This is a genomic window from Undibacterium sp. RTI2.2, assembly GCF_035018705.1.
Lineage (GTDB): Bacteria > Pseudomonadota > Gammaproteobacteria > Burkholderiales > Burkholderiaceae_D > Undibacterium.
Window position 1 is genome coordinate 73,986 of record NZ_JASJXN010000003.1, and the last position, 18,866, is coordinate 92,851.

The window sequence follows — 18,866 nt, forward strand, 5'->3', positions numbered from 1 at the left end:
GAGGATATTGATCAGGGTACGGACTGAATAATTAGCAATCATATCTGCCACAGTATCTATTATCGACGTGTTTGATAGCTTGTCTGGCAGCTTGTTTAGGGTTTGATTCCATAGCTTGTTTTTATGACTTGCTAACAAATCCTGATACCAAAGCCAGGCCAATGTACCTTCGGAGATTCACATGTCGCTCGCTTCACGCCCTGCCCTCAATCCTTTGTTGCATTCCTCGCTGTATTCTTCTTTGCGTTCTTATTTTCGTACTTCTTTCTATTTTTCGCTGTCCTCGCAATTGCCATCACTGCGGTCATCGCTACGTAAAAACCTAACCCTGTTAATCCTAAGTATGGCGAGTTTAGTGCTGTCCATATCGAGCAGTGCTGTATTTGCCGCGCCAAAATCGACGGGTGAACCGGGCTCCATCTCGGGAACAGAAACCGATATGGTCTACTACGCTTTAGAGGGCGATACACTCTCTTCAATTGCGCAACGATTTACAGAAAAAACACCCAACTGGGTCATCATCGGTAAGGTCAACAATATTACCAATGACAGAACAATACCCATTGGCTCGCTCATCCTGATCCCATTAGACTTGTTACCCGCCGATCCGGTAGAAGCCAAAGTGCTGGCGATGGCTGGGACGTCAACAGCAAAATTACCCACTGGTGCCGAAGAGAATATTGCTTTAGGAAATGCCTATAAAGAGGGCACCATGATTACCACTGGTAAAAATGGATTTTTGACTTTGGTGCTACCTGACGACTCACGTATCTCAATTCCATCCAATAGTCAGGTCAAGTTGAGCAAATTACGTATCACTAAACACTCTAAAAGCCCGCGCACTGAAATTACCTTATTGCAGGGCCGGGTCGAGTCTAAAGTCACGCCATTGGAATCTAATAAAGGACGCTTTGAAGTCCGTTCGCCACTCGCCGTTGCGGGTGTCCGTGGCACACATTTCCGTGTCAGCGTGAATGATAATGGCATAGCGAATGAGGTATTGTCTGGCGGTGTTGCCGTAGGTTCGGTCAAAAAACCAAATACGCTGGTAATACCGGCCGGTAAAGGCAATGTAGTGACTCAACAAGGGGTGGGTGATGCGGTTGATTTATTACCACCACCTACACTGGTTGGTAGTTATCAATTACAAGAAAAACCAACACTGGTTTTCAATCTGGAAAAATCTAGTGAAGCAAAAAGCTACCATGTACAAATTGCCAGCGACGCGGCAATCCAAAATGTGTTGACAGAAGTTCGCTCAGCTGAAGAGCGTATAAAAATTGATGGTCTTGAGGATGGCAATTATTTTATCCGCGCCAGTACGATTGATAGCGTTGGACTTGAAGGCTTACCGTTAATCCAGGCATTCACTCTTAAAGCTCGCCCTGAACCACCTTTTAACGTACTACCTAAAGCGAAAATACGCGCAGAAAAAGTAGACTTTGTATGGACAGAGGCGGCTAATACGCAGGCATATCATTTGCAAGTTGCCAGTGATAATGCCTTCGAAAAAATCGTGCTGGATCAAAGCGATATCAAGGCAGTGCAATACAGTGCAGACAAACTTACTAACGGCAAATATTACTGGCGAATTGCAAGCATTACACAAAAAAATGGTATGGCAAATCAAGGCCCCTACAGTGACACAAAAGTAGTTAATTTTTTACCGGTTCAAAAGGTAAATCAACCTAGTGACAGAGATGCAAACTTTTTGACGTTTAACTGGCCGTCCGAACCCGGTCAAGTCTTCTTGATACAAATTGGACGTGATCCTAGTTTTGCCGATATCTACTTTTTCAGAAAAATAGATAAACCAGAATTACAAATTCCTCGTGTAGCTCCTGGCGACTATTTTATTCGTGTCAGAGCGACGGATGCAGACGGGTATGTTGGTGAATTTTCAGCACCGCAAAAATTTACTGTTGAATCTCGCTGGGTTAGCCGCTCTGGCGATCCGATCAAATCTGGCGACGCTGTCGTCAAACCGAGCTTTTAATTCCGGCATTAAATCTCTTGTAATTTCATGCGTTGCTATTCAACAGACTCTATAAATATTCAATGAATAAAAACATCAAAGTTGAAAGGATCGCTCTACGAGAATGGCTGGCCATCAGCTTTCTGATGTTATTGCTGACGGTGGGATTAGCATCGACCAATGTACTCAATCGCATCGATTTAAGCTTGTATGATCGGTTCATGCAAGCCAATTCCATCCCTGCCCGTGATGACATTATCATCGTAGCGATTGATGATTACAGCCTTGCTGAACTGGGTAAATGGCCTTTTACTAGAGAGCACCATGCGGAGTTATTGCGGCAACTTTCTGCTGCCAAACCACTGACCATCGGTATCGACGTTTCGTTCACCGAAGCAGAGCCGGTACAAGCGAACCAGACAAGTGGTGACCAACAATTAGCCGAAGCATTAAACCAGAATAATGTTGTTGTGCTGCCTTTATCATCCGAAAGCGCAGGCAAAGGATTAACCATCTTAAAGCCGATACCTATATTTGCCAGCGCCGCACGACAGCTAGGCCATATCCATCTGGAATTAGATCAAGATGGTGTCGCACGCAGCGTTTTTTTACGAGAAGGGATGAATGGTGAAATGTGGCCGCAATTTGCACTAGCGATGAAGGATATCGGCACTAAAATTGCGCCTGGCACAGAGATAAATTTGCCTGGTGCCAGAGCACCTGCCGGCGATCATGCCAAAGACAACCCGGCATTAAATAACTCAACTAAAAACAGCTCAACTAAATCTGGTACGGCACAAAACATCCAAGGCATATGGCAACGTGATTACCAAATGCATATCCCGTTTTATGGCAACAATGGCCACTTCACTTCGGTACCTTATGTTGCGGTCTTGCGCGGCGAGGTTCCCGCTAGTTTTTTCAAAAACAAATATGTCTTAGTCGGCCCTACCGCGATCGGCATGGCAGATGCCTACCCAACACCTGTCTCTGGAGAAGACGGCAATATGGCAGGGATAGAGATCCATGCCAACGTCCTGGCTAGTCTGCTGGATAATCGCTCCATCCATTTTGCTGCCAGCTGGCAAACTAGCTTGTATTGTTTTGCTTCTGTCTTGATCGCATTGCTAGGCTATTTACTTTTATCACCGCGGATCGCTTTAATAGTCACCGTGATTTTGTTTACATGCTTATTGTTGATCAGTTATTTAGCATTGCGCGAAGGCGTATGGCTACCGCCCACTGCGGCATTGTTTATTCTGATTATCGCTTACCCGCTCTGGAGCTGGCGCCGGCTAGAAGCCGCCATTAGGTATCTAGGTGAAGAATTTATCTTACTGGACAATGAACCTCATTTGCTTCCTGAGCTACAGATCGATCTGGATGACGAAGAAAAAAGTCGTCCCTTGCAAGATCGCTTAGAACAACGGATCGATGCAATGCAACTGGCGGCACGCCGGGTGCGTGATCTACGTCAGTTTGTGAGCGACAGCTTAAGTAGCCTGCCTGATGCTACGCTAGTCACCACCACAGACGGCAATGTGTTGATGTCCAACCAGGTTGCCAAAGATTATTTTAGTAGTATAGGCATACCGCAAGTGAACGATGCCTTGGTACCCTATTTATTCGCCAAAATGAGTAATCCGCAAGCGATGGACCAAACTGCCAGCAACGCATTTAGCTGGTGGCATTTGCTAGATTTACATCAAAGCAAAACGATGGCAAGCGGTATAGAAGTGGTAGATCCCCGCAGTCGTGACTTGTTGATCAAAAGTGCACCTTGCTATTCCAGCAGCAAAGAACTGGTGGGCTGGATTGTCAGTCTGATCGACATCACTAATATCCGCGCAGCAGAGCGCAGCCGGGACGAGACCTTACATTTTATCTCGCACGATATGCGCGCTCCGCAAGCATCTATTCTGGCGCTGCTGGAGCTGCAACAAGACTCCGCTACCGCTTTACCACAAGCAGAATTTTTAAGTCGTATCGAAAAAGCTTCCCGTATCACGCTCGGGCTGGCAGATAACTTTGTGCAGTTAGCACGCGCTGAATCGCAAGATTATCGAATGGAAGACACGGACTTCCAGGATATCTTGTTGGATGCGACCGAAGAAATGTGGACACTCACCCGGACCAAAAATATCCGCATCTCGAGTCAAATACCAGCAGGTGACTATCCGGTACGGGTTGATCGGGCGTTAATGACGCGCGCTCTGACCAATTTGCTCTCTAACGCGATCAAATATAGTCCGCCCAACACGATGATCAGTTGCAGCCTGGAATACGAACGGGGTCTGGCAGAAGCCTCCGTCATTTGCTCTATCAGCGACCAAGGTTATGGCATCGCCAGAGCCGATCAGCCCAAATTATTCCAGCGCTTTCAACGTTTTAGAAATGGCGAGCAACCCAAAAATGATGGCGTTGGTCTAGGGATGGTATTCGTCAAAGCAGTGATTGATCGTCATCATGGTCAGATCAGTTTCGTCAGCGCCCCCAACGAAGGCACGACCTTTAATATCAAATTACCAGCATTTAGTATTTGATCTGGTTTGATTTATATTGATCTGGATCAAACCATGTAACTGTGCAGAAACTTGATCTGCGCTAAGCGTTATAATGGCAGCCGTGTTTGCCGGTGTTTGCAAGTGTTTGCAACTACTTCAGCAGGCGATCTAAGCATTTGATCTACATTAAGCTGCCTAAGCCATACGCCCTAACCGCCCAATTATGCAACTACTAGCTGTTGGCCTCAACCACACGACTGCGCCAGTGTCGCTCCGCGAAAAGCTGGCGTTTTCGCCTGACCAGATTGGTCCGGCGGTGGTGGCTGCACGCTCCTGGTTTGGTCGCGACGGATTCAATCAGCAAACGGAAGTGGAGGCAGCGATTTTATCGACCTGCAACCGTACCGAAATGTATGCGGCGAGCCATGTGGATAATCCGGTCGATGCGACTGCGCATTTTTTGGCAGATTTCCACAAATTGCCTTATGCCGAGTTGCGCCATCATCTGTACACGCTGCCGCAAGACAATGCTGTCCGCCATGCTTTCCGCGTAGCGTCTGGTCTGGATTCGATGGTGTTGGGCGAACCGCAAATTTTAGGTCAGATGAAAGACGCCGTGCGCCAGGCAGATGCCGCGGGTGGGCTTGGCACTTATCTGCATCAGTTATTCCAGCGTACTTTTGCCGTCGCAAAAGAAGTCCGCAGCACCACTAAAATCGGTGCGCACAGTGTGTCAATGGCAGCTGCTGCTGTACGTTTGTCGCAGCGGATTTTCGATAAAATTTCTGAGCAACATGTGCTGTTTATCGGCGCTGGCGAAATGATCGAATTATGCGCCACCCACTTCGCTGCACAAAATCCGAAGAGCATCACCATCGCCAACCGCACGCTGGAACGCGGCGAAGTACTGGCGCATCGGTTTAATGGCAAAGCAATCCGTCTGGCAGAACTACCAAATAGTTTGTCCCAATTTGACATCATCATCTCTTGCACGGCGTCGTCATTGCCGATTATCGGTCTAGGCATGGTTGAACGCGCAGTCAAAGCGCGTCGTCATCGCCCTATGTTTATGGTCGATCTGGCGGTACCACGCGATATTGAGTCAGAAGTCGGCGCGCTGGATGACGTGTTTCTATACACCGTCGATGATCTGGGTAATGTGGTGCAAACTGGTAAAGAAAATCGCCAGGCAGCGGTGACGCAGGCAGAAGCAATTATCGAAACCCGTGTGCAGTCCTTTATGCATTGGGTGGACGGACGTCTGGTAGTACCGATCATTCAGGATTTACATGAAAACAGCGAAGCGATGCGTTTGCTCGAACTCGAACGAGCTCGTAAGATGCTTGCCCGCGGGGATGATATTGAAGCTGTGTTAGAAGCACTGTCCAAAGGCATCACCGCCAAATTTCTGCATGGCCCGCAACAGGCACTCCATCAGGCCAGCGGCGATGAGCGCGCCCGACTTGCGACGCTATTGCCACAACTATTCCGCACCAAGCGTTAGCGACGCACAAAACTCATCTGATGACACTGGCAATTTGCTACTCATCATCAAACTCGAATCAAAACTGATGCGCGCCAAGAACGACTGCGTATCTGCAATAATCCCATAGTGACAATCTCACTGTACTCACAATAACAGGTAAGACGATGAAACCATCCATGCTCTCTAAACTCGACCAATTGGCAGAACGCCTGGTTGAAGTGGGTCAACTATTAAATCAGGAAGGCGTCACCAATGACATGGACAACTACCGCAAGCTCACCCGTGAGCATGCCGAGTTGGAACCCTTGGTGGAGCTGTATAAGAACTATCAGCAAGCACAAAACGATATCGATTCGGCGCAAGAAATGATGGCAGATCCTGAGATGAAAGATTTTGCTCAGGAAGAGATCAATGACGCCAAACAGCGCATGGAAGAGTTGCAAGTCGATTTGCAAAAAATGCTTCTGCCAAAAGATCCGAATGACGAACGTAATATTTTACTGGAAGTTCGCGCCGGTACCGGTGGCGATGAGGCGGCGTTATTTGCGGGTGACCTGCTGCGCATGTACACGCGTTTTGCTGAACGCAATCGCTGGCAAATCGAAATGATGTCCGAATCCCCGTCCGAACTGGGCGGCTACAAAGAAGTCATCATCCGCATCGCCGGTTTTGGTGCTTACTCAAAGCTCAAGTTCGAATCCGGCGGTCATCGCGTACAACGTGTGCCAACCACCGAGACGCAAGGTCGCATTCACACTTCTGCATGTACCGTCGCGGTAATGCCAGAGGCAGATGAACTGGCCGATGTCGTGATCAATAATGCCGATTTGCGTATCGACACCTTCCGCGCCTCCGGTGCAGGTGGTCAGCATATTAATAAAACGGATTCTGCCGTGCGTCTGACCCACTTACCGACCGGGATCGTAGTCGAATGCCAGGACGGTCGCAGCCAGCATCAAAATAAAGCCCAGGCGATGCGCGTTCTGGCAACCCGCATCATGGACGGTCAGATGCGCGCGAAACAAGCAAAAGAAGCAGCAACCCGTAAGAGCCTGATCGGCTCGGGCGACCGTAGTGAACGTATCCGCACCTATAATTATCCGCAAGGCCGCATGACCGATCACCGCATCAACCTGACTCTGTACAAACTAGACTTTATTTTGGACGGCGATCTGGTGGAGCTGACCAATGCGCTGGTGGCAGAACATCAGGCAGAATTGCTGGCAGCTTTGGGTGTTGATGGAATTTAAAATGGGCTAAAGCAGGTATGGCAGATTCAACGTGAATTCACACGGGACAAATGCCAAAATACATATACTCCCCCATAAATTAAGTGAAATATAGCATTACGTCCAAATAATATATGGACGATTAAAATATACACAGATGGAGTATTTTAAAATCATTCTATTCAATCTCTGCGCACTTAGCCAAAGCTATCAACCATGATCAGAATTGAACCAGACCAATGGCTGCCGCACACTTACGCAAAAGCGCTAAGTCTGGTCGATATGCTTCGTCACCCGGCAGCCGATTACGAGGCTATGACCGCGATTGAAAAAGACAGCTTGCGGCAATCACAAATGGAAGCGGACGAAGTGGTGCGTATCTTAGGTTTCCATAACGTCCATGCGCTGGTCATGAAATCAGATCAGGTGCTGGGCTGGTTACCAGTAAGCATCCTCGCTGTTGATGCGACGCTGACCGCGTTTGTACTACCGCAATCAGCGCAACTTTCTGCAGAAACCTTCTTTCAGCAATGGCAAAACACTCCCTACATCTGGGGCGGCATCACACTTCATGGAGTAGATTGTTCAGGCCTCACGCAACGTTATTTTTTAGATGTACTGAATCAATGCATTCCCAAAAACACCTACGACCAGCGCCGTGCAGGTATCAGCAAGGCCTTGGCGGATATCACAAATAATGATCTGGTTTTTTGCACTCGCATCGGTGGTCGTGGCATTCATCACGTCGGCATTTATATCAACTCAGACATTTTGCATGCGCATGGTGAGCGCGGTGTGATCAGGCAAACTCTGGATGAATTTATGAGCCAGTATCAACTACTTGATGTCGTCAAGATTGATGTTTGATTTATGTTTTATGTTGCAAAGAGCTATCTATCAAGCATCAGTTAAAGCGTAGCTTACAATTTATTAAGCCCGTCGCCGAACCAAATCGAGCTTTACGTATCCTAATTTGCAGGTGGTGTAATTCCACGAACCAGTACACAATGCGCGTATTGTTTTTATTGATGGCACGTTGTTACTATATTTGCATAGATTGCAACGTAAGCAAACCCAGCTCACTATGAATCCTACAAAACCACTACTAATTTCTATCGCCTCTGTTTGTATTGCCTTACTAGGGATCGCCTTATACCTGCAACTGGTTGAAAAAATGCTGCCCTGCCCTTTGTGTGTAATGCAGCGCTATGCATTTGTTATGGTCGCCTTGTTTTGCCTGCTAGCGCTGGCATTGCCCGATGTTGGGCGTCGGCTCGCCAGTGCAATGGCGCTGACCGCATCGGCTTTCGGACTAGGCGTTGCTGCTTACCATGTGTGGATATTAGCCAATCCGCAATTAACTTGCGGTATCGATCCGCTGGAAACATCGCTGAATAAGATTTTTCCGGCCAAGCTGCTGCCGACGATGTTCCGAGCGGATGGCATATGCGAAACACCTTATGAACCGATTTTGGGTTTATCCATACCAGCGTGGTCAGCCGTATGGTTTGGCACTTTTTCAATTGCGCTCTTGGTTATCCTTATTCAAAACCGTAAAGCGCAAAGGCGCCATTTATTTAGAAGTCTGCGGTGATTAGTTCATATTGAAAACAGGCTTGCCAGTTTTAGAATTACGATCTACATCATTAGCGCAATATCACAAAAAATCTCGACTATATTACCCACCAAGCAGCAAGCGAACAGATACCGACATGTCGATTTCTATAGCAACTTTTTTACTGAATCGGACATAAAAATGGAATGGATTAAAGAAGGCATCACGCTTGCCGACTGCCAAAAAGCAGGCCCTCTGGATTTGATCGACACCCGCATTTTATTGATGCATGCATTAGGTTTAAGCCGGATACAACTGATCACCCAGTCGGACATGCAGCTCACCGCTGCGCAGGCGCAGCAAGTCGGCGATCTGCTGCAACGTCGTTATGATGGTGAGCCAATTGCCTACCTGATCGGTGAGCGAGAATTTTTTGGACTGCCTTTCCACATCACTGCAGATGTTTTAATCCCCCGACCAGATACAGAATTATTAGTCGAGCTGGCAATTCAGCATACGCCGCAAAATAGTCGCGTTCTGGATATGGGTACGGGCTCAGGCGCAATCGCGATTGCAATTGCACATCAACGGCGTGATACGCATGTCAGTGCAACGGATATCAGCGCAGCTGCGGTAGCAGTAGCACAAAAAAATGCTGACAGAAATGTTCCTGACGCGAATATGCATATTTGTGAAAGTGACTGGTATAGCGCACTCGCAGGTCAGCATTTTCATACTATCGTAGCCAATCCGCCTTATATCCAAAAAGATGATCATCATCTGAGTCAGGGCGACCTGCGCTTCGAGCCGACTGTCGCTTTGACGGATCATGCAGATGGTTTAACGAACTATCGGCATATCATCAAGAATGCGGCAGAACATCTGTACCCTCAAGGCTGGCTGCTGATGGAGCATGGCTATAACCAAGCGCAAGCAGTGCGTGATTTATTGACGCAACATGGTTTCATTGAAGTGCAAAGCTGGCTTGATTTATCGGGAATCGATCGCGTCAGTGGCGGTCGCCTGAAGTAAGCAAGCGGTAATTCAGTCGTAACTCCCGCCGCAAAAGTATCCTCAGATATTGCCAGGATGCTCAGGATTACGTAGCGATAATCTAATCTCTACGCACAATCCGCCGTCCTTGCGATTGGAGGCTGAAATACTACCACCATGGGCGAGGATGACGCGCTGAGCGATGGCTAGGCCCAAGCCATAACCATCATCACCCCGGGTATTGGGGCTGTTGTTGGTACTGTTATTGACGTTACTATCGAGCTCTGTACTAAGGCTAGTATTTAAACTAGAGGTCGAGTTACTACCGCGATAAAAAGGCTCAAAAATCGCCTGCAACTCATCCTCTGGTACGCCTTGTCCTTGATCCAATATACGGATCAATAACTCCTGGTCCGCTGATAACAACTGCACCTCAAAAGTAATGATGCCAAGCTTGGCAGTATGTTTGATTGCATTACGGACGACATTTTCAAGGGCGCGATACAGCAATTCATAGCGCCCTTGCAGCATAATGTTGCCACCCAAGGTGACACTCGAAAAAACCAATTGCTTGTGTTTGGACTCTGCCTCAAATCCTGCGTTATCCACCACTTCCGCCAGCAATTCATCAATCTGAATCGCGTCCATGCTAGCCATGACACCAGCCTCAATCCGCGACAAGGTGAGTAACTCCCCCACCAGCTTATCCATCCTTACCGCTTCGCGCTCTACCCGCTCCATGGTGGCCTCGACGCGCTCCGGCTGTTGGCGCGCTAATCCGATCGCCGCTTGCAAACGAGCCAGAGGTGAACGCAACTCGTGCGATACATCGTGCAACAGCCGGCGCTGACTTTCCATTAATTTGGAAAGCTGTTCTGCCATATTGTCAAATTCACGCCCCAGATCAGCCAACTCATCGCGCCGTCGTCCCATGCTACTGCCAACCCGTGTTTGTAAATTACCCGCAGCCAAAGAGAGAAAAGCAGAACGCAAATTACGAATAGGTTTGGAGGTGTACCAGGCCAGCAAAGCGGCAAATAACAGACTAACGATTAAGGCGGCCACCATGGGAACAAACGCAGAAAACCCATCAGGTGGATAAGCTGAATGCAGCCGGTGGCGACGTAAATGCGGCGGCAAATTGTCGTCCTGCTCTGGCCACATTCTCAGCTGATCCGGGTTCGGCGGAACGTACGATTCTGTCGTGGAACTAGCACTACTAGCACTAGCGCCAGTTTCAAGATGCAATTGCATGTGTTCACGAATTCCCGCAGCGAGCATCGCTTGTTCGCTTTGATGTCGCAGCGATAGAGTAACGCCAATCCCGACAATACCCGTGACTTGTGCCAGCCAGATAAAAAAGAAAAACTTCCAGAACAGACGCCCCACCGCCTACTCCTTAGTCAGCAAGTAACCTTGACGATAGACGGTCTGAATGATCGTACGTCCATCAATTAGAGGGCCAAATTTTTGGCGGATGCTGCTGATATGGACATCGATATTACGATCAAATCGCGCGAGCGGACGACCCAATCCCTGTTCTGATAAATCCGTTTTGCTGACGGTATGACCAGCATTTTTTGCCAGTACCTCCAATAAGCTGAACTCTGTACTGGTCAAATCCAGATGCTTGCCATCCCAATCTGCGCGACGCTGCGCCTGCCAGATCGTTAATGAACCAATGACCAGCGGATGCGCCTGCGCTTCGGTACCGGCAACGACTTGTGTACGTCGCAAAATCGCACGAATCCTTGCCAGCAATTCACGCGGGGTGCATGGCTTGGGGACATAATCATCTGCGCCCAATTCCAGACCGATAATGCGATCGACGTCATCGCCTTTAGCGGTCAACATCAAGACGGGCAAACGACTTTCTGCACGAATCCGTCGCAAAGCCTCAATCCCGTTCATACGCGGCATCATTACATCCAGCACCATAATGGCGTAATCCCCCATTAAAGCTTCTGCAACGGCTCGTTCGCCATCATGCACGGTCGTAATGAGATAGCCTTCACGCTCTAGGTATTCTTTGAGCATATCAACTAATTCAACATCATCATCTGCGAGTAAAACTTGGGTCATGTAAAACCTTGTTGTAAAGCGTGGCGTTGAAGGTGGCTAACAGAGTGGCTTATAGAGTGACTTTTAGGGCGGCGGCAAGAATATGATAGGACACATCGCCACCTGTGTGGAGCAGCTTGTACCGAGGCAAACTAAATTCGCTAAACGAAATCATCGAATTATCCTAAAAACGGCAGCTGAGGAGCCGAAAAAGGGGCAATCAGGTTCGTAGTGCTCTCACCAAAACCGTGACGCTGAAAACACTGAAATGATTCAATTGAATCAAATACTAATTAGTACTGACAAGTACTGACAAGCGGTCAACTGCCTTTTGTAGGATTATCATACCTAAAATACCGACTCGGCTAGGATTAGGCAACGATGATTTACCCAGTTTTACAGCAAATACTTGCCTCACGGACAAACTATCATCGATATCCAATATCGGTTTCCGGCAATCCGGCGTAGAAAAAAACTAGATTTTGTCCCGCTCGCACCTTGAAGTCGCTTGCTTATAGCCATCATTCAAAAAATAAAACCTACACATACTGAGGGTAGGTATATCAATATAAAAATGAATTGTCCATATCTTAATTGGACAATACGTGATTATTTTTAGATACTCCCTATATTATTCATATTATCGGCTTGACTACTGCGACTACAGCGTGATGTCAAGACTGGTGCAATCACACAGAGCGCGTATCATCTGCGACTTGATTTTAATTCTCAGAGTTTATCTCTCATACCATTATTTATGCTGCCTTCCATCGAACAACGTCTCGCCCTAGAACTTGCCGCCAAACCAGTACAAGTGGCTGCTGCTATTGCCCTGCTGGATGAAGGCGCGACCGTGCCTTTTATTGCGCGTTATCGCAAAGAGGCGACCGGCGGTTTGGACGATATCCAATTGCGCTTGTTAGAAGAGCGTCTGCGCTATCTGCGCGAGCTCGAAGACCGTCGCTCTGCGATCATTTCTTCGATTGAAGAACAAGGCAAGATGACCCCGGTGCTGCTCGATGCAATCACGCATGCCGAAGACAAAACCCGACTCGAAGATTTATATTTGCCGTACAAACTCAAGCGCCGCACCAAGGCACAGATTGCAATTGAAGCGGGCTTGCAAGATTTGGCCGATGCCTTGCTGGCTGACCCGGGCAAGAATCCAGAAGAAGAAGCTGCCGCCTATTTAAAAGCGCCCTTCAGCACCAGCAATGGCGACAATCCGGGCGTGGCCGATACCAAGGCAGCGCTTGATGGTGCACGCCAGATTCTGATGGAACGCTTTGCCGAAGATGCGTCCTTATTGCAAGCGATCCGCGAATACCTGCTGGACCACGGCATTGTCGAATCCAAAGTCGTCGCAGGTAAGGAAGAAGCTGGCGCCAAGTTTGCCGACTATTTCGATTACTCCGAAACCTTGGGCACCATTCCATCACACCGCGCCCTAGCGATGTTCCGCGGACGCCGCGAAGAAATGCTGGCGGTCACTTTGCGCCTGGATACAGAAGAAGAAAAGCCAAAATGGGATGCGCCGCTCAATCCTTGTGAAAGCCGTATCGCCGCTAAGTTTGGCGTCAGCAATATCGGTCGCCCTGCCGACAAATGGTTAGCCGACACGGTGCGCTGGAGCTGGCGCGTCAAAGTATTTATGCATCTGGAAACCGAATTGATGGGCAATCTGCGTGAGAAGGCTGAAGTCGAAGCGATTCACGTATTTGCCTTGAATTTAAAAGCCCTGTTGCTGGCCGCCCCGGCTGGGCCACGCGCCACTATGGGACTCGATCCCGGTCTGCGTACTGGCGTCAAAGTGGCGATCGTTGATGCCACTGGCAAGGTCATGGAATACGCCACCATTTATCCGCATCAGCCGCGTAACGATTGGGATGGATCACTGCATGTATTGGCGCAGTTGGCGGCGAAACATAATGTCTCTTTAATCTCGATTGGTAACGGCACTGCGTCGCGTGAAACCGACAAACTCGCGCAAGATTTAATCAAGCTAAAGCCTGAACTCAAACTGACGAAAATCGTGGTATCAGAAGCCGGAGCATCGGTGTATTCCGCGTCAGAATTTGCGTCGAAAGAACTACCGGATTTAGATGTATCCATTCGTGGCGCGGTATCCATTGCGCGTCGCTTGCAAGACCCGCTTGCAGAGCTGGTGAAGATCGATCCGAAGTCGATAGGCGTCGGTCAGTATCAGCATGATGTCGGCCAATCGCAACTCGCCCGTTCGCTCGATGCGGTGGTGGAAGATTGCGTCAATGCGGTCGGTGTCGATGTCAATACAGCCTCTGCACCGTTGTTGGCACGTGTGTCGGGTTTGTCGTCGTCAGTGGCGCAAAGTATCGTGAATTATCGTGATGCCAAAGGCATGTTCACCTCGCGTGCCGATCTGCGGTCAGTGCCGCGCCTAGGTGATAAAACATTTGAACAAGCGGCTGGATTCTTGCGCGTGATGGGCGGAAATAATCCACTCGATGCGTCAGCAGTTCATCCTGAATCCTATCCATTGGTGGAAAAAATCCTGGCGGATATCAAGAGAGATGTCGCAGGTGTAATCGGTGATGAACGCTTGCTGAAATCACTCAATCCGGCAAAATATGCAGACGAACAATTCGGTATCCCGACCATTACCGATATTTTGAAAGAACTGGAAAAACCAGGCCGCGATCCTCGCCCTGAATTCACCACAGCGACCTTCAAAGACGGCGTCGAAGAAATCCGCGATCTGCGTCCCGACATGATATTGGAAGGTGTAGTCACCAACGTCGCAGCATTCGGTGCGTTTGTCGATATTGGCGTGCATCAAGATGGATTAGTGCACATTTCTGCACTCTCCAACACCTTTGTCAAAGACCCTCATACCGTCGTCAAAGCGGGACAAGTCGTCAAAGTAAAAGTGCTGGAAGTCGATGAAAAGCGCAAGCGTATTGCGCTGACCATGCGACTGACTGACTCTGCGCCACAACCAGGCAGCACGCCAGAGCAAAAAGCAGATCGTAATGACGCAAAACGTCTGGATCAGCATCGCCAGCGATCGCCGGCCCCAGCCGCACCAAGCACGGGCAGCAGCGCGATGGCGGCCGCTTTTGCCAAGCTGCGTTCATAGTTAGACTGAAATAGAAACTGAGGCAAAGCCCAATATACTCCCCTTATTTTTTATAAAAATAGGCTGATCGTCCAGACTTTATTAGGACGATCTAAATATACAAGAGGGGAGTATATTTATTTGCATAGTATGCCTTTGTCGATTACCTGATCAAAAAAATCGTATCAAGATCAAGTGTTCCTCACATATCCAGCATAAAAAAAACCACGCGGGCTAACAGGCAGAGCATTTTTGCGGAAGTCCTATTTCCTTTATAATGACGCCATATTGTTAACCAAGGAATAGCCATGAGCGACGTTCAAGCCTGGATCAAAGAAACCGTAACCCAAAACCCTATCGTACTGTTCATGAAAGGTACTGCGCAATTTCCACAGTGCGGCTTTTCTGGACGTGCCATCCAATTGCTAAAAACCTCCGGCGCAACAAATTTGGTCACGATCAATGTACTAGAAGACCCAGCGGTACGCCAAGGGATAAAAGATTTTTCTAACTGGCCAACCGTACCGCAGTTGTACGTCAACGGCGAATTCATCGGCGGCTCCGACATCATGAATGAGATGTTTGAAAACGGCGAACTACAAGCCTTGATCAAAGCCTGATTTACTTTAGCATCGTCATCATCCCAATATGCCAACACCCCAACGCCTGATTATCGCCATCACTGGCGCCACAGGCGCGGTGTATGGCGTGCGTTTGCTACAAGCTATCCGCGACTTGCCGCAGATAGAGAGCCACCTACTGATTTCTGAAGCCGGCACATTGACGCTGCATCAAGAATTAGAAATGCGCCGCAAAGACGTTGAAGCACTGGCAGATGTTGTGCATAACGTGCGTGACGTGGGTGCTAGCATCGCTAGCGGTTCGTTTCAATCGGACGGCATGGTCATCGCACCATGCTCGATGAAAACTCTGGCCTCCGTCGCCCACGGCATGGCAGATAATCTGATCACCCGCGCTGCCGATGTCGTCCTCAAAGAACGCCGCCGGTTGGTATTGATGGTGCGCGAAACGCCATTCAATCTGGCGCACTTACGCAATATGACTGCCGTTACAGAAATGGGCGGCATCATCTTCCCCCCGCTTCCCAGCTTTTATCACAAACCTGCCAGCATTGACGAGATGGTGCAACACACCACTGCCAGAGTATTAGACCTGTTTAGCATAGCGACCGAACTGGCACCCCGCTGGAGCGGCATGAAGTCAGGAACAGAATAATTATCTGCTCAACCTGATACTCGTTTGAAATCCTTATTAAAATGAAATTAGTGTTGGTATAATGAAAACGAAATTTCAAGTTAATGCTCTATAACTTGACTTCAACCCAGATTTTCCATTGGAACAGCGACAAGTGTGCCTTTGGCGGACTGACTGGGTAGACGCGACGACGACGCAAGCTGCATCTTGCTAGGAGGAGCAACAACGCCAGGCAGTTCGGCAAAGGTGCAATTGTCGCTGTAGCGGTCTAATGGAAAATCTGGGTTCAAAGTACCGCACTCGGAATCGACCAATTGGGATGTTCAACTTCCATGTATCAAACACTTTTAGCAAAGAGCAAATAAATGAACATCCATTTTTTAAAATTTGCAGTCACAAGCGTCGCGCTAGTAGTAGGGTTGGCAGCTTGCGGTGGTGGCAGCAGCAGTAGCAGCACTTCCGGGGGCGCTACCAGTAACCAGGATACGATTGCGCCTGTCGTCGTAGCGCCATCGGCAACGACCATCAAACTTGCCTTGGGGGAGACTGCAATTTCTTCTGCTGATGTGCGTCTCGCAGCGTTTTTATCCGGCGCCAAAGCGACTGACAATATCAGCGTGGTCGGTGCAATTACTAATAATGCGCCGAGCAGCTTTCCAATTGGTGACACCATCGTTACCTTCACCGCTAAAGATGCTGCCGGCAACGCTGGCACGGCGACATCCACAGTAACCATAGCGACAGCTGTGCAATCGCTGTTGGCTGGTAGCATAGGCGGTCTTGGAAATCTGGATGGCATTGGTCAAGCGGCGCGCTTCAATGATCCAAGCGGCGTTGCGCAAGATGCTAGCGGCAATGTGTATGTCATTGATAACTATACGATACGCAAAATCACGCCGTCTGGCGTGGTGAGCACATTGGCGGGTACCAAAGGTAGCGCCGGAAGTGTCGACGGCACTGGCGCTAGCGCGAAATTCAATTTCAGTACGCTATCGGGAATTACGGTTGATAGCAACGGCAACTTATATGTCACAGAAAATCAACTGATCAGAAAGATCTCATCCACTGGGGTTGTGACTACCTTAGTGTTACGTGCAGCTGCTGGTGATACTGCGTTGACGTCTATCGGGGAATTACGAGGCATCGCGGTAGATAAAAGCGGCTCACTGTATGTCGCCAATTACGGCTTCAATACTATTCTCAAAATAGCATCCGACGGCACGATATCTACCTTTGCGGGCAAGGCTAAAGCCGCAGGCGGTATTGACGGCACGGGTTCTGCTGCGCGATTTTATGATGTTGGAGCATTAACGATAGATCAAAACGGAACACTTTATGTTGCCGCATCAGGGTACGCTACTACAATCCGTAAGATAACATATGATGCGATAGTGACAACAATGAACTTAAGCTATACGAATATTACAAATACCGATGTTATCTACGTGGGTATAACCGCTGATAGCACGGGTAATTTATACACGATAGCTAGAGATTCCTCTAACCTGAATACGATTCTTAAAATCACACCAACCGGCATTGCCAGTTCTGTGTCTGTGCCGAGCAATGACTCTAGATCTTACGGCATCTCAGTAGATGCAACGGGCAATATCATTTTTGCGAACCAGCAATCAGGGACGATTAGCAAAATTAGTCCTGCGGGTGCGGCCACCGTGTTGGCCGGGGCGGCAGAAGTCAGAGGCTACGCTGATGGGGTTGGTAGTGCCGCACAATTTAACTTCAGCTTCTCGCCAAGCTACACCGCCGACACTGGCGGCGGCGCGGCGGTCGACGCTAGTGGCAATATTTATGTAGCCGATACACAAAATTACACCATTCGTAAAATCACCCCGGGTGGAGTAGTGAGCACATTTGCAGGCTCTGCTGGCCTTAAAGGAACCGTCAATGGTACCGGTACCTCAGCCAGATTCTCTGGCCCAAGGTCCATCGCCATAGACAATCGTGGCAATTTATACGTCACTGATTATAGCTTCACTCCTGGCGGCGCACCATACGGCGCTTTTGATCAGTATTCGAACTGCACGGTGAGGAAAATCACAGCAGCAGGTGAAGTGAGTATTTTTGCGGGAACACTTAGCCAGTACATTGGTAGCAGCAGATGCGACCCCCCATTCAACGCACCTGAGGGTATTGCTGTGGATAGTAGCGGTAACCTATTTGTCGCGGATAGATACAATCAAACAATATTCAAAATTACTTCAAATGGCGTCACCAGTACGTTTGTTGATCGCGTAGCATCTTCAAACTTTTATCAAACGCCTTTCGAGCTAGCAATCGATGTCAGCAATAATTTGTACCTAACCACAACTGCTGCACCTGGTATGACTGGTTTTGGTGGCACCGGTAGTGGGATCTTTAAGATATCGCCGACAGGAACTATTTCTAGTCTATCGAGCATTACTACCGCTGCTGGAATTGCCGTCGATTCTTCAGGGAACGTATTTCTAGCCGATCCCACTAAGAATAGCGTTAATAAAATAATACCATCTGGAGTAAGTAGCACTATAGTAGGCACAACTGGCGATGTCGGCATCCGCCTTGGGCAGTTGCCAGCTAACATCTGGCGACCAAAAGGTATTGCAATTACTAACACTGGATTGGTTGTTACAACTCCCGCAGCAGTACTTACTATACAGCCATAAAGTCGTCATTTTCTATCCTTAGTTCTTAATGGAAAATGATGTTTTAAATGAAAAAGCAGCATCTTTTTTTTATTAAAGATGCTGCTTTTCT

The 18,866-nt window shown here is 48.5% G+C and carries 14 protein-coding genes; 11 read left to right on the top strand and 3 right to left on the bottom strand.

Features of this window, described 5'->3' with window-relative positions; translation table 11 throughout:
• Positions 1-181: 181 nt before the first annotated feature.
• The 7 genes from QN395_RS02385 to prmC all read left to right on the top strand — a co-directional run bounded on the left by QN395_RS02385 (position 182) and on the right by prmC (position 9,781).
• On the top strand, positions 182-1,996 hold the full coding sequence (locus tag QN395_RS02385; protein WP_323491953.1) for a FecR domain-containing protein: 1,815 nt from the start codon (positions 182-184) through the stop codon (positions 1,994-1,996).
• Between the two features lie 62 nt (positions 1,997-2,058).
• On the top strand, positions 2,059-4,518 hold the full coding sequence (locus QN395_RS02390) for a CHASE2 domain-containing protein (RefSeq protein ID WP_323491952.1): 2,460 nt from the start codon (positions 2,059-2,061) through the stop codon (positions 4,516-4,518).
• A gap of 184 nt (positions 4,519-4,702) precedes the next feature.
• A complete protein-coding gene (gene hemA, locus QN395_RS02395) occupies positions 4,703-5,983 on the top strand; it encodes a glutamyl-tRNA reductase (RefSeq protein ID WP_323491951.1) in 1,281 nt (426 codons plus the stop codon).
• A 146-nt stretch (positions 5,984-6,129) separates the two neighbouring features.
• The gene (gene prfA / locus QN395_RS02400) at positions 6,130-7,215 is read left to right on the top strand and encodes a peptide chain release factor 1 (RefSeq protein ID WP_323491950.1); all 1,086 of its coding nucleotides are present in this window, start codon (positions 6,130-6,132) and stop codon (positions 7,213-7,215) included.
• Positions 7,216-7,410: 195 nt separating this feature from the next.
• A complete protein-coding gene (locus QN395_RS02405; protein WP_323491949.1) occupies positions 7,411-8,061 on the top strand; it encodes a C40 family peptidase in 651 nt (216 codons plus the stop codon).
• 217 nt (positions 8,062-8,278) lie between these two features.
• Positions 8,279-8,788: a disulfide bond formation protein B gene (locus QN395_RS02410; RefSeq protein WP_322121115.1), complete on the top strand. Its 510-nt coding sequence runs from the start codon at positions 8,279-8,281 to the stop codon at positions 8,786-8,788.
• A 162-nt stretch (positions 8,789-8,950) separates the two neighbouring features.
• Entirely contained in the window at positions 8,951-9,781 is an 831-nt protein-coding gene (gene prmC, locus QN395_RS02415) for a peptide chain release factor N(5)-glutamine methyltransferase (RefSeq protein ID WP_323491948.1), read from the top strand.
• Between the two features lie 42 nt (positions 9,782-9,823).
• Here prmC and QN395_RS02420 read toward each other — a convergent pair whose 3' ends face one another.
• Positions 9,824-11,131, bottom strand: coding sequence for an ATP-binding protein (locus QN395_RS02420; protein WP_322121113.1), 1,308 nt, complete (start codon positions 11,129-11,131; stop codon positions 9,824-9,826).
• A 3-nt stretch (positions 11,132-11,134) separates the two neighbouring features.
• Positions 11,135-11,824: a response regulator transcription factor gene (locus QN395_RS02425; RefSeq protein ID WP_322121112.1), complete on the bottom strand. Its 690-nt coding sequence runs from the start codon at positions 11,822-11,824 to the stop codon at positions 11,135-11,137.
• A gap of 736 nt (positions 11,825-12,560) precedes the next feature.
• On the opposite strand from QN395_RS02425, the gene QN395_RS02430 reads away from it, so the two are divergent.
• The 3 genes from QN395_RS02430 to QN395_RS02440 all read left to right on the top strand — a co-directional run bounded on the left by QN395_RS02430 (position 12,561) and on the right by QN395_RS02440 (position 16,133).
• Positions 12,561-14,918 carry a Tex family protein gene (locus QN395_RS02430; RefSeq protein WP_322121111.1) on the top strand — a complete coding sequence of 786 codons (2,358 nt, stop codon included), beginning with the start codon at positions 12,561-12,563 and terminating at the stop codon, positions 14,916-14,918.
• Between the two features lie 287 nt (positions 14,919-15,205).
• Positions 15,206-15,517, top strand: a complete 312-nt coding sequence (grxD, locus tag QN395_RS02435; RefSeq protein ID WP_322121110.1) for a Grx4 family monothiol glutaredoxin — start codon at positions 15,206-15,208, stop codon at positions 15,515-15,517.
• Between the two features lie 28 nt (positions 15,518-15,545).
• Entirely contained in the window at positions 15,546-16,133 is a 588-nt protein-coding gene (locus tag QN395_RS02440; protein WP_322121109.1) for a UbiX family flavin prenyltransferase, read from the top strand.
• A 101-nt stretch (positions 16,134-16,234) separates the two neighbouring features.
• Here the strand turns inward: QN395_RS02440 and QN395_RS02445 are convergent, their stop codons facing one another.
• Positions 16,235-16,402, bottom strand: a complete 168-nt coding sequence (locus QN395_RS02445) for a hypothetical protein (RefSeq protein WP_322121108.1) — start codon at positions 16,400-16,402, stop codon at positions 16,235-16,237.
• Between the two features lie 75 nt (positions 16,403-16,477).
• Here QN395_RS02445 and QN395_RS02450 point away from each other — a divergent pair, with 75 nt between their 5' ends.
• Positions 16,478-18,775, top strand: coding sequence for an HYR domain-containing protein (locus tag QN395_RS02450; RefSeq protein ID WP_322121107.1), 2,298 nt, complete (start codon positions 16,478-16,480; stop codon positions 18,773-18,775).
• The last annotated feature ends 91 nt before the right edge of the window (positions 18,776-18,866 follow it).